20 protein-coding genes are annotated in these 23,374 nt (G+C 44.1%); 16 read left to right on the forward strand and 4 right to left on the reverse strand.

Annotation, left to right across the window (positions count from 1 at the left end):
- Nucleotides 1–177: 177 nt before the first annotated feature.
- Complete coding sequence (gene ade, locus DACET_RS13145) at nt 178–1,758, reverse strand: adenine deaminase (RefSeq protein ID WP_013011857.1); 1,581 nt, start codon at nt 1,756–1,758, stop codon at nt 178–180.
- A gap of 4 nt (nt 1,759–1,762) precedes the next feature.
- Nucleotides 1,763–3,097, reverse strand: coding sequence for an NCS2 family permease (locus DACET_RS13150; protein ID WP_013011858.1), 1,335 nt, complete (start codon nt 3,095–3,097; stop codon nt 1,763–1,765).
- Between the two features lie 159 nt (nt 3,098–3,256).
- Here DACET_RS13150 and DACET_RS13155 point away from each other — a divergent pair, with 159 nt between their 5' ends.
- Genes DACET_RS13155 through DACET_RS13165 form a run of 3 tightly spaced genes read left to right on the forward strand, consistent with a single transcriptional unit; the run spans nt 3,257 to nt 6,485 of the window.
- Nucleotides 3,257–3,637, forward strand: a complete 381-nt coding sequence (locus DACET_RS13155) for a YbaN family protein (protein ID WP_013011859.1) — start codon at nt 3,257–3,259, stop codon at nt 3,635–3,637.
- A 47-nt stretch (nt 3,638–3,684) separates the two neighbouring features.
- A complete protein-coding gene (locus tag DACET_RS13160) occupies nt 3,685–5,814 on the forward strand; it encodes a VTT domain-containing protein (protein ID WP_013011860.1) in 2,130 nt (709 codons plus the stop codon).
- The gene (locus DACET_RS13165; protein ID WP_013011861.1) at nt 5,814–6,485 is read left to right on the forward strand and encodes an endonuclease/exonuclease/phosphatase family protein; all 672 of its coding nucleotides are present in this window, start codon (nt 5,814–5,816) and stop codon (nt 6,483–6,485) included. Before DACET_RS13160 ends, DACET_RS13165 begins: the two co-directional genes overlap by 1 nt.
- Here DACET_RS13165 and DACET_RS13170 read toward each other — a convergent pair.
- Entirely contained in the window at nt 6,482–7,537 is a 1,056-nt protein-coding gene (locus tag DACET_RS13170) for a CNNM domain-containing protein (RefSeq protein WP_013011862.1), read from the reverse strand. The genes DACET_RS13165 and DACET_RS13170 overlap by 4 nt on opposite strands.
- A 181-nt stretch (nt 7,538–7,718) precedes the next feature.
- Between DACET_RS13170 and modC the strand changes: the two genes are divergently transcribed.
- The 13 genes from modC (at nt 7,719) to DACET_RS13235 (ending at nt 22,064) form a co-directional block, all read left to right on the forward strand.
- Entirely contained in the window at nt 7,719–8,417 is a 699-nt protein-coding gene (modC, locus tag DACET_RS13175) for a molybdenum ABC transporter ATP-binding protein (RefSeq protein WP_013011863.1), read from the forward strand.
- Nucleotides 8,418–8,428: 11 nt separating this feature from the next.
- Complete coding sequence (gene modA / locus DACET_RS13180; RefSeq protein WP_013011864.1) at nt 8,429–9,151, forward strand: molybdate ABC transporter substrate-binding protein; 723 nt, start codon at nt 8,429–8,431, stop codon at nt 9,149–9,151.
- Nucleotides 9,151–9,825, forward strand: a complete 675-nt coding sequence (locus DACET_RS13185; RefSeq protein WP_013011865.1) for a molybdate ABC transporter permease subunit — start codon at nt 9,151–9,153, stop codon at nt 9,823–9,825. Before modA ends, DACET_RS13185 begins: the two co-directional genes overlap by 1 nt.
- Before the next feature lie 32 nt (nt 9,826–9,857).
- Nucleotides 9,858–10,700, forward strand: coding sequence for a ModD protein (modD, locus tag DACET_RS13190; RefSeq protein ID WP_013011866.1), 843 nt, complete (start codon nt 9,858–9,860; stop codon nt 10,698–10,700).
- 303 nt (nt 10,701–11,003) lie between these two features.
- On the forward strand, nt 11,004–12,302 hold the full coding sequence (locus DACET_RS13195; protein ID WP_013011868.1) for a metallophosphoesterase: 1,299 nt from the start codon (nt 11,004–11,006) through the stop codon (nt 12,300–12,302).
- A gap of 209 nt (nt 12,303–12,511) precedes the next feature.
- Nucleotides 12,512–13,195 (forward strand): response regulator transcription factor, encoded by a 684-nt coding sequence (locus tag DACET_RS13200; protein ID WP_013011869.1) that lies wholly within the window; start codon nt 12,512–12,514, stop codon nt 13,193–13,195.
- Complete coding sequence (locus DACET_RS13205; protein ID WP_013011870.1) at nt 13,192–14,565, forward strand: sensor histidine kinase; 1,374 nt, start codon at nt 13,192–13,194, stop codon at nt 14,563–14,565. The genes DACET_RS13200 and DACET_RS13205 overlap by 4 nt, the downstream gene beginning before the upstream one ends.
- Nucleotides 14,558–16,936, forward strand: coding sequence for a molybdopterin-dependent oxidoreductase (locus tag DACET_RS13210; protein ID WP_013011871.1), 2,379 nt, complete (start codon nt 14,558–14,560; stop codon nt 16,934–16,936). Before DACET_RS13205 ends, DACET_RS13210 begins: the two co-directional genes overlap by 8 nt.
- Before the next feature lie 60 nt (nt 16,937–16,996).
- On the forward strand, nt 16,997–17,530 hold the full coding sequence (locus tag DACET_RS13215) for a hypothetical protein (RefSeq protein ID WP_013011872.1): 534 nt from the start codon (nt 16,997–16,999) through the stop codon (nt 17,528–17,530).
- A 216-nt stretch (nt 17,531–17,746) separates the two neighbouring features.
- The gene (locus DACET_RS13220; RefSeq protein ID WP_211204084.1) at nt 17,747–19,162 is read left to right on the forward strand and encodes a hypothetical protein; all 1,416 of its coding nucleotides are present in this window, start codon (nt 17,747–17,749) and stop codon (nt 19,160–19,162) included.
- A gap of 14 nt (nt 19,163–19,176) precedes the next feature.
- Entirely contained in the window at nt 19,177–19,629 is a 453-nt protein-coding gene (locus tag DACET_RS13225; RefSeq protein ID WP_013011874.1) for a hypothetical protein, read from the forward strand.
- Nucleotides 19,630–20,049: 420 nt separating this feature from the next.
- Complete coding sequence (locus DACET_RS13230; protein ID WP_013011875.1) at nt 20,050–21,366, forward strand: radical SAM protein; 1,317 nt, start codon at nt 20,050–20,052, stop codon at nt 21,364–21,366.
- An 8-nt stretch (nt 21,367–21,374) separates the two neighbouring features.
- Nucleotides 21,375–22,064 carry a TorD/DmsD family molecular chaperone gene (locus tag DACET_RS13235; RefSeq protein WP_013011876.1) on the forward strand — a complete coding sequence of 230 codons (690 nt, stop codon included), beginning with the start codon at nt 21,375–21,377 and terminating at the stop codon, nt 22,062–22,064.
- A gap of 72 nt (nt 22,065–22,136) precedes the next feature.
- Here DACET_RS13235 and DACET_RS13240 read toward each other — a convergent pair whose 3' ends face one another.
- Complete coding sequence (locus tag DACET_RS13240; protein ID WP_013011877.1) at nt 22,137–23,345, reverse strand: MFS transporter; 1,209 nt, start codon at nt 23,343–23,345, stop codon at nt 22,137–22,139.
- Between the last annotated feature and the right edge of the window lie 29 nt (nt 23,346–23,374).

A 23,374-nucleotide genomic window follows, 5' to 3' on the forward strand; every position in this document is an offset into this window, starting at 1 on the left:
CATTCATCCACACATAAATGCGTGGTGTTCTGTCTTCCACCGCATAAACGAGCCCTCTGCAAAAATAAATACAGAGAGCTCTAATCATTGTTCATCAGACGAAACATCCGCCGGACTTTCTCTCTGCTATAGAAACAGTCATCGGCATTCTGCTATAAACCAAGTAGCGCTTAATGATCACAGAAACGAAAATCTTTCTACGTCAAACACCCCTTTGTCACTTATCTTAAGAGCAGGGATAACCAGAAGAGCCATAAATGAGAGAGTCATAAAAGGAGCCCTGAGCTTTGTCCCCATATCTTTTACTTTGCTGTCGAGCTTTCTGTAGGTCTCTGCTGTTTCATATCCGTCGGTGTCTGTCATCAGACCTGCAACAGGGAGCGGAAGCTCCATACGGTCAGCCCCGTCAACAACGGCAAGACCGCCCTTATTGCTGATTATAATATTAACAGCTTCTGCTATACTTTTATCGTCACAACCAACACAAATAATGTTGTGAGAATCGTGGGCAACACTGGAAGCTATCGCTCCTCTTTGAAGCCCGAAATTCTTTATATACCCAACTGCCGGAGCTTTATCTTTATATCTGTTAACAACCGTTATTTTGAGAATATCATCATTATCTGCCGGAACAGCTCTTATCCGCCCGGTAATGAGTCTGCCGTCTGTAACAGTTATCACATCCGCCATCGACTTTTCGTCGGAAGCGAAGTCAGAAGCCTGCTTTGCGGATGCGTCAAATCTGTTAACTGGTTCTGTCTGTACAGAGTTCAGCAGGGGTTTTCCGTCCTTCGCACAGAGCGTTCCTTTTATATATGTTTCAAGAACATTCATATTTTCGTCAAGACTGTCCACTAATATCATATCGGCGCTGTCACCAACTCTCAGAAGTCCGCAATCCAGCCCGTAATGCTCCACAGGGGTAAGACAGGCAGATGTGAGGACATTCATAGGGTCAACACCCAGAGATATAGCTTTCTTCACCAGCAGGTTAATATGCCCTTCCACAAGATCATCAGGGTGAATGTCGTCACTGCAAAGCATACACATCTTTGAATATTTCCACATAAGGGGCGAAAGCTCCGCAAAGTTTTTTGCAGCGGAACCCTCACGTACCTGTATCTTCATACCGTGGGATATCTTCTCTTCCCCTTCGGCATATGAAACAGCTTCATGGTCGGTTGTAATGCCTGCTGCGATGTACCGGACAAGATCGGCACCTGAAAGCATAGGCGCATGTCCGTCTACCACACGTCCTGCATCCAGTGCGGCTTTTATCTTCTCTTTTATAGTTTCTGAATCCCCAAGCACACCGGGTACATTCATCATCTCGCTGAGATATTTAATACGGTCGTCCTTGAAGAGCTCCCGTATATCCCCAACAGTAATCTCCCCCCCTGCTGTTTCAAAAGGGGTGGCAGGAACACATGACGGCGCACCGAAATAAAACCTGAAAGGTGTCTCCTCTCCGTTTTCTACCATAAACCTTACACCGTCGGCTCCCAGCACATTACATATCTCGTGGGGGTCAGACACAGAAGCCCCTGTACCATGAACAGAAGCAAGTCTGGCAAACTCTGTTGGCACAAGCATAGAGCTTTCCACATGAACATGAGAATCGATAAAGGGGGGAAGTATGTAGTTCTTATAACGTCTCCTCTCCTTTGTTATCTCAGTTATTATTCCATTATCAAATGTTATCGTACCTGAGTACGTCTCTTTGTTTTTTACGTCTACTATATTTCCAGATATCTGCATAATATTATCCTGCGAACCATATATATCTGACCAGAAGGAGCAGCGAACAAATATGTATCGCCGGACTGGTCTTCAGAAATTTTCCACTAAATACCGACAGCACGCTATAGGAGATAAATCCAAAAGCAATACCGTCTGTCATGCTTACGGTGAGCTGCATCACCATCATAGTCAAAAACGCCGGGATAGCCTCTGCCGGGTCTGTCCACAAAACGTCCTTGGCCGATTTCATCATCATCACACCGATAATGATCAGTGCCGGAGCTGTCACAGGGTACAGCATAATATCATCGCCGACGGGCATCCCCCCGCCCACCATCTTAACAATTGGGCTGAAGAAAGGAGTGATAAGGAAAAACAGACCTGTAACCACAGCAGCAAGACCTGTCTTCGCTCCTGCACTCATACCTGCGGAGCTTTCCACATAGTTTGTAAGGGTGGATGTACCCAGAAGAGCACCGACTACGGTACCGCTCGAATCAGCAAGAAAAGCGTTTCTGTTTATATCTACCTTCCCGTCAGGCTTTACAATCCCAAGCTCAGGCCCCAGACCTATCAGTGTCCCCATAGTGTCGAATATATTCAGAAACAGAAATATTGCGATAACTACGATGATGTCCACGGAAAACATCCCTGAGAAATCAGCCTCTAAAAACGTGGGCGCCATAGAAGGAGGAGCACCGACAATGCCATTATAGTGGATCATGCCGAAAGCAAGCCCCACAAGGGTCGTCAGTATAATTCCGTAGAGTATTGCACCCGCCTTCTTCCTCACGACAAAAGCGCTTGTCACGAGCAGTCCGAATATAGCAAGAGCAACAGGCGGAGCAGTAAGGTCTCCGATACCTACATATGTGCCCGGAGCGGGAACTATTATCCCTGACCACTCAAAGCCTATCAGGGCTATCATAAGCCCTATCCCTACTGTTATCCCCGCATTCAGTGACTGAGGGATCGCATCGAGAATCACCTTACGGATGTTAGTAAGGGAGAGAATAAAGAAAAGTATGCCTGCGATACAAATAACCGCCAGAGCTTTCTCCCAAGGGATCTGCATACCGAGAACTACTGCAAATGCAAAATAGAAGTTGTGCCCCATGGCAGGGCCAAGAGCTAACGGATAATTAGCTGAAATCCCCATGAGTATAGACGCAAAAGCCGAGCTGAGGCATGTTGCGGTGAAAACTGCGCCAAAATCCATCCCGGCAGCAGAAAGCACAACAGGCTGCACAAAAACAATATAGGCAATAGTCATGAAGGTAGTTGTTCCACCGAGAAACTCGGTAGACAAAGATGAACCCCGGTCGTTCACCTTAAAAAAACGTAATAATGAATTCATAAAAGACCTCTTCGATTTTCAAACCTCATATATTGAGGGAATAATTAATAATTTCTATTGTGTAAATTACATTTCTAGCTAACTATACATCATACGTTGTAAAAGTGAATGAATACTTTGACGGGTACACTATTTTTTAAACTTTTAGGACAAAAACCTATGACTCAACACGTTAAAAAGCTTATAGCCGGCGGTCTGGGGCTTCTTTTTCTGATACTGGGGCTTGTGGGAATACTGCTCCCTGTACTGCCTACAACACCTTTTTTGCTTCTAGCCTCATTTTTCTTTATGAGAAGCTCCGACAGAATGCATAAGTGGCTGCTCAACCATAAACTTTTCGGGCCTACTATAAGAAGCTACATGAACCATAGGGCGCTTAAAAAGAGTACAAAGGTTAAAGCACTGTCAACCCTCTGGCTGTCTCTTTCCATTTCAATTTACATAGTTGAAATCATATACATAGACATACTTCTTATTGTCGTCGGTTTGTGTGTCAGCTGGTATCTCCTCTCTCTTAAAACCTTAGCTGAGGAAGCATAAGCTACTGCTGATTTGCTTTTTTCGCTCTCTCGTCTATAATAACTTATATGTACAGCTCTGATCCCTCCCCAATACTAAAGCCCGGCAGAAACTGCTGGAAACTGACTAAAACAAACAGATTAGCTCCTCTTATTGATGGAGAAAATTACTATCGGGCAGTGGCAGACGCTATATCAAATGCCAAAGAAACAGTTTTCATCACAGCGTGGGACATTGACAGCAGAATACGCCTTATACGGGGCGAAGAGAACATTACGCTCACCGATGTGCTGACTAAAGCATGCCAGAACAACCCCCGTCTGCGCATCTTTATCCTTTCGTGGGATTTTGCCATGCTTTACGCTATGGAGCGAGAGAAACTGATGGGGCTGAAGTGGAATCTGGCGACACCGGAAAGTATAAGATTTGTGCTGGACAACGAATGCCCCTTTGCTGCGTCCCATCACCAGAAACTAGTAATAGTGGACGACGCCCTTGCTTACGTTGGGGGTATGGACATCTCGAACAGCCGGTGGGACACGCGCGAACACAAAGAGAACAATCCACTCAGACGTGACCCTATGGATGAAAATTATATACCTTATCATGACGTAATGTTTGCTGTGGACGGAGACGCCGCAATGAGCTTGTCGGAGCTGTTCAGAAGACGGTGGTACACAGCCACAGGTGAAAAACTGCCTATAGCACAACAGCAAAGCGACCCCATGCCCGGCTGGATAAAGCCTGTTATAACAGATACTGAGATAGCCATATCAAGAACCTATCCAGCATATAAAACAAATAGTGAGATTCGCGAAATTGAAAAAACCTACCTTGAGATCATAAAAAGAGCTGAAAAATATATCTACATAGAAAACCAGTATTTTACTTCCCATAGCATATATTTGGCGCTAAAAGAGCGGCTGAAATCAGACAACTGCCCTGAAATACTTCTTGTAATACCCAAAAAGAGCCCCGGCTGGCTGGAAGAGGCAACCATGGTCAACATCCGCAGTGTCTATATCCGGCAGCTTAAAATAGCTGATAAGCGCAACCGCATCTCCTTCATGCGTCCCCATAACGGCGCAGCAGGCGAGGGTTTTATGAACATTCATTCAAAGCTGATAATCGCAGATGACGAAATCCTTTTTGTCGGTTCGGCAAACCTCAGCAACAGAAGCATGGGATTCGACACAGAAGTAAACATCGCATTCGAGTCAGGCGCCAATGACGATAAACGAAAAGCCATACATAACTTCATGACAGACCTGCTGGGGGAACACCTGGGCACATCTCCGGAGAAAACGTCTGAGATGCTGAAAGAAACCGGTTCGTTATTCACAACTGTTGATAAACTCAGCAAAAACGGGAGAAGACTGATGCACATCCCCAACAAAAATACTTTCTTTTTTGAAAAACTGTTTCCAGACAGCAGATATCTTGACCCGGAAAAACCCGCACTCCTCGACCGGACTGTTGATAAATTTGTTACACCAGCAAGGAAAGATATGGATATACTAAACAACCTCAAATACTTCCGCTTCTTCATGTTTGTTCTCACACTGGTTCTGATTGCCCTCTTGTGGAAGTTCACCCCTCTCAAGGAATACACAGATAAAGAAACGCTGACGGCTCTCATTAAAACAGTGCAGAACTCACCCGGTTCCCATTTTATTGTTATAGGTGGATTTGCCGTCCTCGGCATGCTGATGATGCCTGTAACTGTACTCATCAGCACAGTTGCTGCATTTTACGAACCTGTTACAGCATTTCTGATATCTATGACAGGGAGCGTGATAAGCGCATCTCTTATGTATATACTGGGCAGTGCGGCAGGCGGAAAAACAGCAGAAAGGGTTCTCGGTCCGAAAAGTAAACATATAAGAAATGTCCTTCGAGGCAAAGGGACTCTGACTATCGCAATACTCAGACTTATCCCCGTAGCTCCTTTCACAGTGGTAAACGCAGCAGCAGGAGCATTTAAAGTCGGCGGGCGTAAATTTGCTATGGGCACGGCAATAGGAATGACACCGGGCATTATAGCAGTAACTGCTGTGACTAACAGGTTCATAAAGTCTATCTTCGAGCCAACCCCGCTGAATATATCAATACTGATTGCGGCTGCGGTCACATTCTTCGCAGCAGGTTACTACATAAGTAAGCGTCTCAGAGCTAATGCTCCGGATGACGTGAAGTAGTGAAGTTCATATCATACAACGTCCACGGGTGGGTCGGAACTGACGGTGTCAGAGATTTCAGAAGAGCACTTGGATTCATCAACGAATCAGCACCCGATGCTGCCGCTTTACAAGAGGTTGTAACACCTGTTCCTGCGGATAATCTTTCAGAAGCACACGACTTTATTCAGGACCATTCGGGGATGTATGCGACATTCGGTCAGACCATGCTTAAAAAAGACGCCCCCTACGGCAATGTTCTGCTCACCCGCGAAAAACCTCTTCATGTGGATTTTCAGGATATCTCTGTAAGCGGATACGAACCGAGAGGCGTTATTATCGCTGAAGTCAGCTCCGGATACGGCAGTCTTACAATCCTAACAACACACCTGGGGCTAAACAGAAAGGAAAGAGTCATACAGGCAGGAATGATACGGGGCATTATCTCCGGCACACCGGAGCCAACAGTGCTTATGTGTGACTGCAACGAATGGTACAGGAGCAGAGCATCGAAAATACTCGACTCATGCTTAAGCCAAGCCCACAGACAGAGGACATTCCCGTCAAAGTATCCAATCCTTGCACTGGACATGATCAGGACAAAAGGACTCCGAATCAGAACAGAGGTTATCAAGAGCAGGCAGCTAAGGGTTGCGTCTGACCATCTCCCCCTTGCCGCTGAAGTTTTTTAGTCAGCATCACCAACATCGAGCCCCATACGGTCGGCACGCTTTCTCCACTGCTGACGGGCAAGGTTCTGCATATCCTGCACTATATCCTTCTCATCTATAATCTCAAGACCTGTGAGAGTCTCTATTATATCCTCCAGAGTTACAACCCCTGCCACACCGCCGTACTCATCAATGGCAATGGCTATATGGTGATTCTCTGCGACCATCTCTTCGAAAACCTGAAAGACATTAAGTGTTTCGGGGATCTCTTTTATCTCACGCTTAAGCTCTGCAAGCGTGACATCCGAACGCCCCTGATGTGAAGCCAGCAGAAGGTCACTTTTCAGCACAAAGCCAAGTATACTGTCCATGTCGTCACTATACACAGGAATACGTGAAAATGTCATATCCGGATTATCTGCGAGTACCTCTTTCACCGTGAGGTCTTCCTCAAGGGCAAACACAACAGTCCTCGGTGTCATTATCTGCCTTGCAGGGAGTTTGCGGAAAAGTATCATATTCCGGAGGATGCTTGATTCCTGCCAGCTGAAGATACCTTCTTTCACAGCCTTTTCCATAAGAGCTTCAAATTCATCCTTGTCTATAAGCTCACTTTTATGATCTTTACGGAGCATCATCGTTATTACGTTTGACATCACTACCAGAGGATACATAGACACCAGAATCAGGCGAACCATTATCGCAACATACGGAGCGAGGCTTTTCCAGTGCAGAGCACCTATTGTTTTCGGGATTATCTCTGAGAAGATCAGTATCGCCAGTGTGAGAACAGCGGATATAATCCCGACATATTTATCGCCGAAAACATATGCCCCCTGTGCCCCAGCCCCGGCAGCCCCCAGAGTGTGTGCGATAGTATTCAGGCTCAGTATTGCCGCAAGAGGGCTTTCGATGTCTTCTTTCATCCGGCGGAGCTTGCGCCCCTGTCGTCTGTTTTCTTTTTCTTTCTGAGCGATATATGCAGGTGTGATACTAAGCAGAACAGCTTCCATAATAGAACATATAAATGACAGAACCAGAGCAAGCAGTATGTAAAAGACCAGAAGTCCCATTTCAACTCCATATTTTTTTAATAAATAACCATATCATTTTCAGGCGAAAAGAAAAGAGAGTTATGCAGTGTTTATTACAAATATATTATATCAGGATTGACATACGTTATTACTTAAGGATATAACGTGTTATAGCGTTATTACTATGACAACATAACGATATAAAATCTTAAGGTGAAACATGCTGGAAGTCAATGTAACCAAAAAGCTGGGAACAACACTGATAAATGTAAGCTTTGAAGCTCCGGAAAAGGGGATCACAGTCCTTTACGGGCACTCCGGCGCAGGTAAAACCAGCGTAATCAATATGCTTTCGGGTCTGCTGAAGCCGGACAAGGGGCGCATATGTCTCAACGGCAATGTACTCTTCGACTCTGCAAAAAAAATTAATACTCCGGTGCATAAGCGTAAAGCGGGATATATCTTTCAGGATAAACGACTCTTCCCTTTTATGTCTGTGCGTAAAAACCTGCTGTTCGGAAGGAAGCGCGGGATAAGCCCTAAAGTCAGGCTGGAGGACATTACCGCCCTTCTGGGGATCTCTGACCTGCTCGACAGAAAACCCGACTTCCTCTCCGGCGGCGAAGGGCAAAGGATAGCCATTGGGCGTGCCCTGCTTGCAGAACCTGATTTCCTGCTGATGGACGAACCTATGTCGTCCCTTGATCAAGACAGAAAGAATGAACTGATCCCATATATACGTAAAATACCGGAGAAGTTCGGAATACCGGTTGTCCTCGTTACCCACGCATACGAAGAAGCGGCGGCTCTTGCTGATCATGTTGTGCTTCTGGACGGCGGGCGTGTAACCGGAAATGGCAAAAGCAAAATGATACTACCGAGAATAAATTATGCTGCTCCGTTGAGTCCGGCGCAGTAAAAGGAGATATTATGAACAGAAAAATTCTGACACTGACAATTGTTTTTATAATGCTTACAGCCTCATATGCGCAAACATCTGAGATTGTAGTTGCTTCCGGTGCAGGTTTCAGAAAAATGGTTGTAGATGTTTCTAAAACCTGTGAAAAAGACTACGGCGTTAAGATGAATATGTCGTTCGGAAACCTGGGACAGGTTATTGCCCAGATCAAAAACACAGGACTCGTTGAGGCTGTCATAGGTGATGAAAGATTTCTTTCAAAAGCAGGACCTGAATTTGCAGAATCACACCTCATAGGCAAAGGGAAGCTTGTGCTTATCTGGCGCAAAGGGCTGGATATCAAATCTGTCGAGGACATCACAACAGATAAAGTCGGCAAACTTGCCATACCTAATCTGCAAAAAGCGATATACGGCAGGGCAGGATCTGAATTCCTCGCCAGCAAAGGGATGACAGAAGCTGTCAAAGACAAGCTCCTCGTTGTGGCGACTGTGCCTCAGGTAACATCGTATATTGTGACAGGTGAAGTTGATGCGGGATTTTCAAACCTCACAGATACTCTCGGCTCACTGGACAAAATCGGCGGGTACATCCTCATTGAGGACGGTTATAAAGAAATTAATATTATAACAGGGATAATCAAAGGGTTCGAGAATACAGACGCAGCGGCATATTACAGAAGATGCATCACCTCTGCGGAAGTAAAAGAAATCGCTAAAAAACACGGGATGTAATGGATTCTGTTTTACAGCTTTTAACAGATAAAGATCTGGCGTTTACTATCGCGCTTACCGCCAGAACATGCGCAGTGGCTGTTATTCTGCATGCTTTTGCAGGTCTCTTCTTAGGCTATTACCTCGCCCGCAAAAAGAGCATTATAACAGCCCTTGTGGATTTCATAGTTACTCTCCCCCTCGTATTCCCTCCCATCGGAACAGGTTTTATCGTTCTGCTCCTCTTCGGCAGGAACGGCTTCTTCGGAAAAACCGGTCTGACGCCGGAAATCATTTTCACTGAAAAAGGTGTGGTCGTGGCAGCTTTTATCGCCGGGCTCCCCTTGGTGGTAAAGCCAATACAGTCCGCTGTGGAGAGGGAAGTTTTCAAGCTGGCGGAAGCTGCACGAACTCTGGGCAAAAATGAGTTTCAGACATTCTTTCTCGTTATAGTTCCTGCCGTCAAAAGAAGTCTGGGGGCTGGGCTGATTCTCGCTGCGGGACGTTCTATGGGCGAGGTAGGCATAACCCTTATGGTTGGCGGAAATATCATCGGCAAGACAAACACTATCTCACTGGAAATTTATAACTCTGTGATGGATGCGGACTTTCTGCGAGCCTCTTTCCTCTGCCTGATACTCGGAAGCATCTCTCTGGGAGTTTTCTTTGCCCTTCGGCGCATGTCTGCGCTATAATAAACTATTGCTCAAAACAAAGGAGTTTAAAAGTGCTAATACATGATTTTCTAATCGACCGCCTCATATCCGAAGATGTCCCCTATGGCGACCTCACAACAGAATCTATGGGAATATCGGGGATTGCCGGTGAAATGACATTCAGAGCGAGATTTGACTGCATACTCTCAGGTGTGGATGAAGCTGAAAAGATTCTCCGTAAACTCGAAGCAGAAGTGCAGGTAAGCGCACACAACGGTGCAAGCCTAAAGGCTGGCGACCACATAATGACTGCAAGAGCTGACGCAGGAACACTTCATATGGGCTGGAAAGTCGCCCAGAACATCATGGAGCATGCAACAGGCATAGCCACCAGAACTTTCACAATGGTTGAAAAAGGACGACGCATCAATCCATACCTTGTTGTGGCATGTACCAGAAAAAGCTTTCCGGGTGCAAAGACAATATGCCTTAACGCTGTCCAGGCTGGAGGCGGAACTCCACACAGGCTCGGCACATCAGAAACATTTCTGCTCTTTGGCAACCACTCATCATTTTTCAGAAATGAAGACGAGCTCTTTAAAGCTCTTAAAAATGCGGCTATGTCTCAGCCAGAGAAAAAGCTCACTGTCGAATGTGAAACTCTGGAATATGCTCAGAAAGCTGCTGAAAATGGCGCAGGCGTCATTCAGTTTGACAAGGTGAAACCGGACAAACTACAGCAGTGGATACCGCTCCTCAGAAAAAAATATCCAAACATAACTCTTGAGGCAGCCGGAGGCATCAACATTGAAACTGTGGAAGAGTATGCAAAAACCGGAATTGATGTTGCAGTTACATCGTTTGTCTATACAGGGAAACCTATGGACATCGAAGTTGAGATAAAACCTTTATAAATAAAATAACAACTGGCTCCCTGATACCTTATAAGTTGACGGGAGTCATTTCAGCACACTCATGCCCACTTCGCTCACAAACTTTGATCTGACAAGGTTGACCATTTCCACATCAATATCTATCTCAAGCAAACCATTCAGCCTCTGTTTCATTTCAACTTATGCAGACTTCTTTTCTTTCAGCCGTTAAATTTCATTCCACAATTTAACTAAAATTGACCCTTTATAGATATATATCTCAAACTTATATGGCATCCGAAAAGGATAATACGGTGTTAACAAAAATAATACGGAGGTCTCAACATGTATCAGATATCAAGAAGGAATTTCCTGCGCACCAGCATAGTTCTCAGCGCCGGGATGTCTCTGGGGGTCTCGGGATGTGGTGGTGATTCGGATGATAATCCTGCATCCGCCCGTTTTGCAGTACTGTCTGATCCACACATCTACGATCCTTCTCTGGGGACAACAGGAACAGCTTTTGAAACATACCTCTCCAGTGACAGGAAAATGCTCGCCGAGAGTGTGGAAATACTCGAAGCTGTTGTAAATGACCTGACGAAAGCCGACCTCAACTTTGTACTTGTGCCGGGTGATCTCACAAAAGACGGAGAATATATCTGCCATGAAAAATTCATCTCTATAATGAGTGCTCTTCAGGACAAAGGGGTAAAGGTTTACGTTGTACCGGGCAACCATGACATAAACAACCCGCACGCCGTATCTTTTGACGGAAACTCAACATCACATGTGCCGTCTGTAACCTCCGAGGATTTTGAAAAACTTTATGATGATTTCGGTTATGGAAAAGCAAAATACAGAGACAGCAACTCATTAAGCTATGTTGCAGAACTGACAGGTAACGTATGGCTGTTCGCTATTGATTCCTGCAAATATGATAACAACGACACCTATCCGGAAACATCAGGCGCGATAAGTGATGAAACTTTTGAATGGCTCAGTGAAAAACTGGCTGAAGCAGAAAGAAAAGGGAAGCTGTGTATAGGTATGCTTCACCACAACGTTATCCCCCACTTTTCAGCCCAGACAACATTTTTCTCTGAATATGTTGTGGATGACTATGATGTTATGGGGAAAAAGCTTGCAGATGCTGGTCTGGGAATAATCTTTACAGGGCACTTCCACGCTCAGGATATCATCAGGGCAGAATATGACACAAGCACCCTCTATGAGGTTGAAACAGGCTCTACAGTTACAGCACCATGCCCTTACCGTATAATCGATCTGGACATAAGAAACGCTGCACTCACCATCGAAAGCCATACTGTTGAGTCTATCCCTTCTGTTGATAATTTTAATACTTACAAAACAAACTTTACCGCATCGGGGATGCTTGATCTTTACACCGCCCTGCTGCCATCATACGGAATCGACCCTTCTGTTGCTCCAGCAGCATCAGAGATACATGTCATGCATTACGCCGGAGACGAAAAATACTCTGACCTCAGTACAACAGCAGATGCAATAATCCAGTCCCTTCTAACCAGCGGGGACACTGATGCTGTGACACTTGGCTATGCTCTCACCGATTGGGCGGCAGATAATGCCCCCAACGACAACGACACCAATATCACACTCTGATAAATCAGCTTAATTCTGTCACGCCTTTAACCACAAGGCGTGACACTCTCTCTTTTTCAAAAAAAATTTCAGATTTTGAACATATTTTTATAACAAACACCTTATTCTTTACTTTATCTTAACCAGACTTTGTCTAACATTCATTCATACCTCATACACAAAACCATTGCCATTTTCATGCTGGCTGCAAATATTAGTGAAGGAAAACAATGAAGATATTATTAGTCGAGGATGACATAGACCTCGTCGGAAACATTATAGATTACCTCGAGATTCACAACTGTCATGTTGATCATTCCGAAACAGGGGAAAAAGCTCTTGAGATGCTTCATAAAAATGACTACGACGCTATGGTTCTCGACATAAATCTGCCCGGTATTGATGGGTTTGAGGTATGCAGAAGGGTCAGAACAGAAATGTACCTGAAAATGCCGATAGTCATGCTTACAGCGAGAATTATGCTTGTTGATAAGCTGGAGGGGTTTAAATCCGGCACAGACGATTTCCTGCCGAAACCATTTGACCTTTCAGAACTTAAAATGAGACTTTTTGCTCTTCACAGAAGAGTACATCAGGGGATGGCAATTCAGTTCTGTGTTGATGACCTTTATGTAGATCCGGAAAACGGCACTGTCATAAGAGACGGTGACCACATAAAGCTACCCCCGATATGCTTCACAATACTTCTGAAGCTTATGGAAAGTTACCCGGGCATAGTCACAAAAGAAGAGCTTGAAGCAGCGATATGGGCAAATCACCCCCCCATGACAGATGCGCTGAAAGTTCATTTTTTTACACTGAGACAAAAGGTTGATAAACCGTACGATAAACAATTATTATATAATATAAGAGGCAGAGGATACACAATCTCCACAAAGGGCAATATAATTTGAATTGGAACCTAAAGCTACGCAACAAGATTATTCTCGCATTTATTGGATATAGTATTTTACTAAGCAGCCTTACTATTCTCGGCGTTATACTCGCAACCCAGATAAGCGAGACAAGAAGCTACCGAAACAGAGCTAAAATTGAGGCTGAATATTATCTCAGTGACTACATATCGAGCTTTAATGCCCCATCATCCAATTCATTTAACTCTACAAAACCTCCATCACCTTTTATCACAACATACTTCGGTAATGAACTGCTCCCAAAATGGGTTCCGGAAAAGGTTCCGGCACTTAAAGAGGGGACATATTTTGTCGATCATTATCAGCAGAAATACTGCCTTCTGATAAGACGTCTGCCGGATGGAGAAAATTTCTATCTGCTTTATAACATTTCAAGACAGGGAAAATATTCAGCATCGCTTCACTCGCTCCAACGTTCAATTCTGCTGACACTGCTCCCCATCATGATCCTTGCCCTTATACTGGGGCTTGTGACTGCACATAAGGTTATTGGTCCAATACTTAAACTGGACTCATTTATCAGAAACAGACCTGAAAACGAAAGACTCCCTGAGTATTTTGACAAAAATATACATGCTGATGAAATCGGGTTTCTTGCAAAAACACTTACAAAATCCATTAACAATATGCACGACTCCATAGAGCGTGAAAACTCGTTTGCAAGAGATGCGTCCCACGAACTGCGCACTCCTGTCACTACAATGAAAAATTCCCTTGAACTCCTGGACGAATTAAACCCTGAAATGGACAAGAATGTTGAAAAAATAATAGGTCGGATATCCCGTGCTACATCTAATATGGAACACCTGATAAAATCCTTTCTCTGGCTTTCCAGAAGAAAAAATCTGGACGACTTTGACTCTGTGGAAGTACCCATTAAAGAACTGGTACACGAAGTTATTTCAGAACAGAGCTACATCCTTGAAAAGCGGGATGTCGTGATAACTGTTTTCGATGAAGGGAGCGAGAATATCACCGCTGAACCACAACTTACTAAGATTTTGATTGCAAACCTTGTAAGAAATGCCTTTACTTATACTAACAGCGGTTATGTCAAAATACATATAAACAAAAGTTGTTTTCAGATTCACGACTCCGGCAGAGGTATCAAACCGGAGGTATTGAAAATGATGAATAAAGACCTGAAGGCTTTTCCGGCCGACGGGTTTGGTTTGGGGATATCCATAGTAAAAAGGCTATGTAACAGTTTGGGGTGGAGCTTCTATATCTTTTCCGAAGAAGGCAAAGGGACAGTGGCTCGCATCTGTTACAATACAGCCGATGATTGCGCAAATTGTGCAGGGTTCAGCCTGCAAAGCAACAGGGTAGCAAGGGTGGAAAATGTTTAAAGGAATCAGCAGAAGAGATTTACTGAAATTAATGGCTACTGCAACTGTATATGCCGGAAGCGGCGCTGCTGTTGCATCCGCCGCAGAGGAAGAAGAGCTCATCACACACGCAACGCACTTCGGACCTCTTGAAGCATATGTCAAAGGGGGCAAATTTTATAAGCTGCGTCCTCATCCTATGGTGGGAAAGACCACTGAGATGCTGGACAGCCTTGTGGAATATGTAAATACTCCAAACAGAATAAAAAACCCCTGCGTCCGGAAAAGCTTCCTAGAGGGGCGAAATGAACCTCATAGGCGCGGTGCAGAAGAGTTTGTTGACGTAAGCTGGGAAACAGCACTGGATCTGGTTGCTGCTAAACTTGAAGATGCAAAGCGTTTCGGCGGCAGTGAATCAATCTTCCGGTCATCTTTTGCCGGATGGGCGACATCCGGAACAATCAACAGACCAAACATCCTGCAAGGGCGCTTCCTTGGACTTTTCGGCGGCTTCACAGACACTGTAGGAGACTACTCAGCAGGTGCAGCCAGACAAATTATCCCTCATATTATGGGTGGTCTGGAAATCTACTCCAGAAAAACAGCGTATGAGGTTATCCGGTCTAACACTAAAACAATAGTTCTCTGGGGGATGGATCCGCTCAAAAACTTCAGGATAGACTACGGCGTATATGACCACAAAAAGACAGACTGGTATTATGACCTGAAACATGCAGGTATAAATTTCGTCTGCATTGACCCGGTATACAACGACACAGCCAGAGAACTCGGCGCAGAATGGACACCTATCAGACCGTCCACTGACACCGCAATGATTCTCGGCATATGCGGTTATCTTTACAAAACAGGCAAATACAGTAAAAAATTCATAAATAAATACACCGTCGGCTTTGATATGTTCAAAGACTACATCACGGGAAAAACAGACGGTATAGAAAAAACTCCCGAATGGGCAGAGAGGATATGCGGGGTCAGTGCGTCAAAAATAGTCTCACTGACTGAGCTGATGCTGAAGGATGACACACTAATAAGCACTCTTTACGGCGCACAGAGACACGAATACGGCGAGCAGTTCCACTGGTGTCTTGTTGTTATGGCATGTATGCTGGGACACATCGGCACACCCGGCGGCGGCATACACCTTGGTGCCGGCTGGCTGGCATCCTCCGGTGAAAAAATGCCGAGACGGCTTTCACAGGGGCGCAATCCGGCAAGAGCCGTAATTCCTGCATCAAGACTCGGGGAAATGCTTCTGAATCCGGGGCGTACAATAGATTTTAACGGCAGCAAGCTCACTTACCCAAATATAAATCTCATATACTGTTCAGGCGCAAACGCCCTGTCGCACCATCAGGATACGAATCAGCTTCTTCGCGGCATCAGACGCATCGACACCATGATCACCCACGAAATATACTGGAATCCGTGGGCGAAAATATCTGACATCGTTCTGCTGGCAACGACAACTTTTGAAAAGAATGACATAGGCCTCAGTTACGAATACAATATCAGATACATATGGGCGATGAAACAGGTAGTCAAACCTCTACATAATGCTAAAAGTGATTACTGGATATACTCTCAGCTTGCCAAAAAACTTGGCTTTGAAGAAGAATTCACTCAGGGGCGCTCAAACATGGACTGGGTCAGATGGAGCTACGAATCTGCAAAACTCGACACCCCTTTCGAAGAATTCTGGGAAAAGGGCTTTCTGAAATTCGACAAGCCCGAGAAAGACAAAGAGTTCGTATACTTGCAGGACTACATTGAAAATCCGAAAAATAATCCACTGTTCACCCCTTCAGGTAAAATAGAAATATACTCAGAAAAGGTGGCAAGCTTCGGGTACAAAGACTGTAAAGGGCACCCTGTATGGTTTGAACCTAAAGAATGGCTTGGCTCAACAAGAGCACAGAAAAATAAATTCCATCTGCTGTCTATACACTCAAAACACAGGCTGCACTCACAACTGGATAACCTGCCCATCAAAGACCTATATAAGGTTAACGGCAGAGAACCTGTTACCCTGAATCCACGTGATGCAGAAGAACTGGGTGTTAAAGAAGGCGACAACGTCGAAATATTTAACCTGCGGGGAGCGATCATCTGCGGAGTTGTTATCAGCGAAAATATTATGCCTAAAGTCGCAAGAGTTGACGAAGGCGCATGGTATGCACCGGAAAATCCCGGAGAAATAGGCACCAGATGCCTCAACGGAAATGCAAATGTGCTTACTTCATCGCGTCCGACTTCAAAACTTGCTCAGGCATGTGCAGCGCACAGCTGCCTTGTCTCTATCAGAAAACTTGACGGAGAGGTAAAAAGCAACACCGCTTATGACAATCCGAAAATTATTACTAGCAAACTGTGACATTTAGGGTATAGTAGATTAAATATTTTTCGAATAACTTTTATTAACTATGGAGAAGTTTTGAAATTTATCATTTTTATTGGGATATTTTTATCAACTATACTCATTGCCTGCTCAATCTGGTCCAGCAGCGGTTACCTCAGACGTGATTTTGAAATCAGAGACGAAAAGGGTGACGTTTCTGCAGTTATTCTGCTGGGAGCATATGTCAAAGACGGAAAAGTCACCGCATGGACAGACTGCTCAACCGGTGAAATATTCCGCACTTCGGAAAGAGACCTTGAATACGGATACCTGTACAACTCTCATATTGCAAAATATACCGGAACAGAAGAAAACGGACTGAAAGAAGTAACAATAGCAGTCTCTGCAGGAAAAAACGAACTCGCCCCCACAATGTATGAAACTATTGCAGAAATTGAAAACTCATATTACGAACACTGCAGCTCCTGCCATGCAGCGCCAATCATAAAACATTACCCGAAAATCCAGTGGCACGGCATAATGGACTCAATGATACATCACGCCAGCATGGAAGATAAAGAATCGGAGGATATAAAAAGATATATCTTCATATCTTTACAAAAACAATAACTTCTGACCATAGGTTCAAAACCCCTCACTGCCGGACAATTAGTATTTTTACTAAACAATTGTCAAAATTATATAATCCATACCGCCTTTACTTAACCTACGTTTTACCTTTGAAATGTTACTCTTCTTTATACACGGTCGATCTATTTGAATAAAATAGTCGCTGATTTTATATCATAAGGAGGAGAGATGCAACACATCTATAAGATTTTTATTATGTCATTTCTTCTGTGCTCCATACTGACTTTTCCGGCCTTCAGTTTTAATAATGACAGCTATACTACGCCTGACAGCTGGGCACAACATGTTACAACAGGAAAAATAGTAAAAAGTACAGAGGGAACCTGGCTTACTGAAGATACAAGTCTTTACACAACACTCACTACCCGTTTGCGCTTAAAATCTAATGAATATGCAGAGGATAGTGATGTTTATCAGTACATTCGTATGCATACAGACCCGGTTAAACTCGGCGACGGAATAGTTAAGTTTTCTGCATACGGGCGTATAGCAACAGATATTAACGGTAACCCGGATAAAGACTGGACGAGCAGTTACTACTACAATCAGCAGGACATTCTCGATGCGGAACTTGACAAAAACGATCCGGCAGGACGTCTTTATCAGGCATACGCACAGTTCGACGGTGTTATCAGGAATACTAAACTTAATGCCGGCAGATTCTATCTGGAACACCTGAACACTTTTCAGGTTGACGGCGGTGATTTGACGGTCAATGCGGGAAAAAATTTCAAAGTTTACGCCTTCGGTGGTCTACCTGTCAGCTATTACTACGACTTTGACAACGCAAGTGTCTACGGAGTCGGAGCACAGGGTGCTTTTGCTGAAAACACAAGAATTCAGGCAGAGTACACAGCGATGGACATCGACGATATTGATGATGACTATACACAGATCAGACTCATTCAGGCTATACCAAACGGCAGTGTTATGCTTGGTTTCTCTACTCTCAATGACGCAGCCACTTACAGCGCTGACATTGACTATCAGATACCGGCAACAAACACAATAATCACGCTGGGCTACGAAAAGCTTAATGACAATATCGAAGGCAGCGACAAAACATACCTTGTAAACCCAATAACATACGCCCTGATGGATCAGAGCAAATACAGCCGGTACAAAGCTTCTGTATATCAGGCATTCCTTGACTATTTCGTTGCAGGCGTCAGTTATGAGACGAAATCTGTTGACGGGGACGAGGACTTCGATAACCGTGATTTCCGTAAGTACGGATTCAAATTTGATATAAACGGGCTCCCGACTGAAAAAACATATATTTCAATATCAGCGGATAAATGGGATATAGACGAAACAAGTACAACAGACGACAATAACCGCTTTCAGTATGGTCTCCAGATAAGTCAGGGGATCACAGAACAGATAAGTATGTGGGCAGGAACATCCTTCAGCCGTTATGAATATGATTACCTCACAGACACAAGAAAAGATTCTGTAAGATCGTATTATGTAGGTGCAGAATATCAGCCCAATGAAATGTTTGCAGTCATGGCGGACATCACTCGTGAAGAAACAGACTTTTACGATGATATAGACAGTGACCTAAGCAAAAGCTATACAGTTGAGCTCTGGGCAAACGTCTCATTCTGACATAGGGAGATAAAATGAAACATATAATACTCGTTGCGATGCTGGTGCTTACAACATCCGGAATAGCCATTGCTGTCAGCTCAGACAAGCCGGCAAGCCACGACACTTCATGGATACAGCGCCACGGCAACGCAAGCAGGGTTGCGAATCAAGAATGCCTTGAATGCCATGTTGAACAGGTTTCCTGCATTCAATGCCATCAGGACACACAACCCCGCAGCCATACATCAGGCTGGGTTAAAAAGGGGCACGGTCTTGAGGCAAGATGGGACAGGTCAAGCTGCCAGACATGCCACAGAGAAGACTCCTGTATCCAGTGCCATCAGGAAACACCTCCGGCAAACCACAGACCGGGCTGGCAGGAACCTATTAACAGACATTGCAACAGCTGTCACTATCCCGTTCAGGAGACAACCTGTTTCACATGTCATAAAACGGCTCATGCACCTAACGAATACGCTAAGTAGACAGGAGCTAAAACATAATGAGTCTGGAAAGATAATTAGATAAATAAAATTGATGTGACACGCCAAAGCTTCCTTAAAGGAGTAAGTACAGCCGGCACATCGGCATCTATTTACGGCTGTGGCAAAAGCTGTCGTCAGTCGTTATTATGTTCAGGATGTTGTTGTAGAAGGATAGTAGTCTGCATGTATGCAGAACTATCCATAAAGAAAACTGGAATATGTTACAGCAGATGAAATTGCAGCAAAATACCAAAATGTTGTAAAAACAGTTGTAGGAATACCTGATTCTAAGCTAGATTCAAATGGAAACACAATTGACTCTGGCGGTACTGTTTCATCTATATATTTTAAGGCTAAAAGCTAATTTAAAGCATAACGGGGTCACCTAAGGCTCCGTTATGCAATACAAAAGGCGGCGGTATGATATTTGATTTAACTAAAGATGGTTTGAACAAAGTACACAGCGAAATGCTGAAAGAAGAAGCACTGATCCACCTGAATGCATATGAGAAATTTATGCAGCAGGTTCAGGAATCAGGCATGATGATCGACGACAATACAGAAGCACCTGTCTTCGCATACAAAGACAAGCTTCAGCACCTTCCGGGTGTATCAGTGGGCAACTCAGGTCACAGCCTTTATTACGGCGAAATATCCCCCGCTTGTCTGCACTGCAGGACAGGCGAACGCTCCATGACAGTTTTCCATACACTTAAATGCAACAGAAGCTGCTACTTCTGTGCTAATATGAATCAGGCAAACTATAACTATTTCGTAAAGAACATCAATAATGCTCTTGAAGAGATAATCAACGCTGACGACGGCAACGGATTCAACTCCATTGCTCTTACAGGCGGTGAACCGCTTCTGCTTCCGGAAATGACTCTGGACTTTTTTAAAGCATGCAGAAAGAGGTACCCCGCAGCACACCTCAGACTATACACAAACGGCGACTTTCTGCCGGAAGATTTAGCTAAATCCCTTGCTGAAGCGGGTCTTGATGAAGTGCGAATAAGCATTAAAGCCGACGAGAACGGTTATCCTGAAGGGACACTCGGCTGTATCGAAACAGCAGCCAGACATATCCCCGCAACTATGGTAGAAATGCCGGTCATCCCGGGCACTATTGAAGTAATGAAAGAGCTTTTATTGCAGCTTGACAAAATCGGCTGTACCGGGATAAATGTCCTTGAGTTCCTCTACCCATGGATCAATAATACGAACTACAGTAAAAAAGGTTTTAAAGTCAAAAAAAGACCTTACAGAGTATTGTATTCATACGAATATGCAGGCGGACTCCCCGTCAGCGGCAGCGCAGAAGAATGTGTTGAGCTGGTAAGATTTGCGTCCGAAAAAGAACTTAAGCTGGATGTTCATTTCTGCAGTCTGGAAAATAAGCTGACTTCTCAGATTTTTCATCATAATATGGGGATACCTCTCATGCCCTATGAGTATAAATCAGAGAAAGACCACTTTATAAAAAGTATACGGGCATACGGCAGTAATGCAACTAAAGCACTGAAATATTTTAAAAAACACGGCATAGAAGACTATCATTCCGAAGCTCACGGGCTTAAGATTGACTTCCACCCGAAATACGTAAGCAGAATCCGCGGGCTTTCAGAGCTCGCTCTTACATACAATATTGCAGAAGAAAAAGACGGTCAGACGATCATCAGAGAAATCAAAATAGACCTCGTCGACCCTGAACAATTTGACTATGAAAATGACATATGAGGTGACACATGGAAGTAAGTGAAATAGTAAGCGTCCTTAAAGGGAGAAGTGTTGCATACAACGTTTTCTCTAAGGCTTTTAAAGATGTACCAGATGAAGAAACAGATACTCTTTTTAAAGAAACAGCAGAATACATGTTTCAGATGGCAGACTCCAGCAACAATGAGAATTTCAAAAAAGGTGCAGAAATGCTCAAAGAATTTCTCGCTACTGACAACTACTCTGAAGCAGATATGGCTCCCACAAGAATGGATAGAAGCCGTGACTATACAAGGCTATTTATCATAGGCAAATTCTCAGTACCTATTTATGAATCTGTCTACACCTCTCCGCAGCAGCTAACAAAGCAGGACGCATGGGCAGAAGTTAAACGTCTTTACATAAAAAACTTCTACAAGCTTGCAGAAGGCGATAAGACAATGGAAGACCACCTTGCGCTGGAACTTCAGTTCATGGGGCTTCTTTCAAACAAAACGACGTCCTTCATAGAAGATAACGTGTTTGACGAAGCAGAGACAACTCTTCAGACTCAAATGGATTTTCTTGAAAAGCACCTCCTCGTCTGGGCTCCGGAATTATGCGACAAAGTGACAGAGCTCAATTCTGCACTCCACACAGGCTTTTATCCGGCATATGCATATATGCTGAAAGGATTTCTGGAAGAAGATGCAGCAATTGTCAAAGAACTGCTTGACTAAATTTAACCCCGTAACGTATCCACAGCATGGTACGATTATGTAATTGATTGCCCGGGATAGTGATTTTCTGTTTCAGATGTCATTATTCCGGGCACCTTCTTTAAAAGTTGCAGCTCCGGCGTTAACAGTTGCTGTATCTGTCTGGTGCAGACAAAACACTGCTGTACTCAATATTCCTACCACTCCTGCAAAACAAAAAACAGCGTTAACACCGAATATACCAGACAGCACAGAACCAGTCAGAGCTCCAAAGGCAAACCCAGCATTCATAAACAGATTAAAATATCCGAAAGTCCTTCCCATCCCTGCCTTGCCTCCTTCATCCAGCAATAGAGCTGTACTTGACGGCTGCGATAAAGCACCAAATACTCCTGTGAAGATACAGATAAAAACAACATCAGTAAAATTTACGGCAAACGGCAGAAAAAGATATGTCACAGCAACAGCAAAACCTCCCAAAACAACCAGAAAACTGCGGGGCACAACGTCTCCAAGCTTTCCCAGAGGACGCAGACAAACAGTCATAAAGACCATTGACACCGACAGTACAAAACCTGTCTCTAAACTGCTGAAATGAAGATTTTTCTCAAAATATACCGGCATAAATGCAGCAATAGCAGAAATTCCGCATGCCCGCCCGAATATAAAAACAAGCAGAGCTTTTGTGTTTCTGCTCAGAGCTGAGACCGGCAGTCCATTCATACCTCCAGACTGATTGCCAGTATATTGCCCGGTATCTTTTATGTAAAACAGAGTAACGAGAAGAGATATAAAACATAGCAAAGAAAGAAATACAAAAACTCCGTTAAAGCCGTAATAATTGCGTATAAAGCCACCTAACACAGGTCCTGCACCAAGTGCACCATAAAATGAAATGTCAAATGTACCTGTAACAGTAGAACGTTTCCCACTCTCTGTCATATCTCCGATATACGACAGCATAACCGGGCGAAACATTGCACATGCCCCCCCCTGGATAACACGCAGGATAACCGCCGCCTCAAGCCCCGGATAAAACAAATATGAAACAGAAACAAACGAATATGTGATTATTGCAAAGGAAAGAACCCTCTTTCTGCCTATTTTATCTGACAAAGCACCTAATGGAACACTGAAGAATATTTTAGTAACAGCATAAAAGGCAAATGGAATCCCAAGCATAACTTCCCGTACTCCGGTACTAATAACGTACAGAGAGAAAAATGAGTCGAGTACGCCAAAACCGAGAGTAATGCAGAAATTAATAAAAAATAGACCGGAGAAAAGCTGTTTGTCTTTCATATCTGTTCCTGACTGAACATTTATACTTT

This window comes from Denitrovibrio acetiphilus DSM 12809, from assembly GCF_000025725.1.
Lineage (GTDB): Bacteria > Chrysiogenota > Deferribacteres > Deferribacterales > Geovibrionaceae > Denitrovibrio > Denitrovibrio acetiphilus.

Excerpts from the sequence above, each read along its gene's own strand:
- DACET_RS13235 (WP_013011876.1), top strand. The coding sequence starts at position 21,375 with ATGGAAGTAAGTGAAATAGTAAGCGTCCTTAAAGGGAGAAGTGTTGCA.
- DACET_RS13170 (WP_013011862.1), bottom strand. The coding sequence starts at position 7,537 with ATGGGACTTCTGGTCTTTTACATACTGCTTGCTCTGGTTCTGTCATTT.
- DACET_RS13200 (WP_013011869.1), top strand. The coding sequence starts at position 12,512 with ATGAAGATATTATTAGTCGAGGATGACATAGACCTCGTCGGAAACATT.
- modA (WP_013011864.1), top strand. The coding sequence starts at position 8,429 with ATGAACAGAAAAATTCTGACACTGACAATTGTTTTTATAATGCTTACA.
- ade (WP_013011857.1), bottom strand. The coding sequence starts at position 1,758 with ATGCAGATATCTGGAAATATAGTAGACGTAAAAAACAAAGAGACGTAC.
- DACET_RS13225 (WP_013011874.1), top strand. The coding sequence starts at position 19,177 with ATGAAACATATAATACTCGTTGCGATGCTGGTGCTTACAACATCCGGA.
- DACET_RS13240 (WP_013011877.1), bottom strand. The coding sequence starts at position 23,345 with ATGAAAGACAAACAGCTTTTCTCCGGTCTATTTTTTATTAATTTCTGC.
- DACET_RS13210 (WP_013011871.1), top strand. The coding sequence starts at position 14,558 with ATGTTTAAAGGAATCAGCAGAAGAGATTTACTGAAATTAATGGCTACT.
- DACET_RS13230 (WP_013011875.1), top strand. The coding sequence starts at position 20,050 with ATGATATTTGATTTAACTAAAGATGGTTTGAACAAAGTACACAGCGAA.
- DACET_RS13150 (WP_013011858.1), bottom strand. The coding sequence starts at position 3,097 with ATGAATTCATTATTACGTTTTTTTAAGGTGAACGACCGGGGTTCATCT.
- DACET_RS13185 (WP_013011865.1), top strand. The coding sequence starts at position 9,151 with ATGGATTCTGTTTTACAGCTTTTAACAGATAAAGATCTGGCGTTTACT.
- DACET_RS13160 (WP_013011860.1), top strand. The coding sequence starts at position 3,685 with ATGTACAGCTCTGATCCCTCCCCAATACTAAAGCCCGGCAGAAACTGC.
- modC (WP_013011863.1), top strand. The coding sequence starts at position 7,719 with ATGCTGGAAGTCAATGTAACCAAAAAGCTGGGAACAACACTGATAAAT.
- DACET_RS13220 (WP_211204084.1), top strand. The coding sequence starts at position 17,747 with ATGTCATTTCTTCTGTGCTCCATACTGACTTTTCCGGCCTTCAGTTTT.
- DACET_RS13155 (WP_013011859.1), top strand. The coding sequence starts at position 3,257 with ATGACTCAACACGTTAAAAAGCTTATAGCCGGCGGTCTGGGGCTTCTT.
- DACET_RS13195 (WP_013011868.1), top strand. The coding sequence starts at position 11,004 with ATGTATCAGATATCAAGAAGGAATTTCCTGCGCACCAGCATAGTTCTC.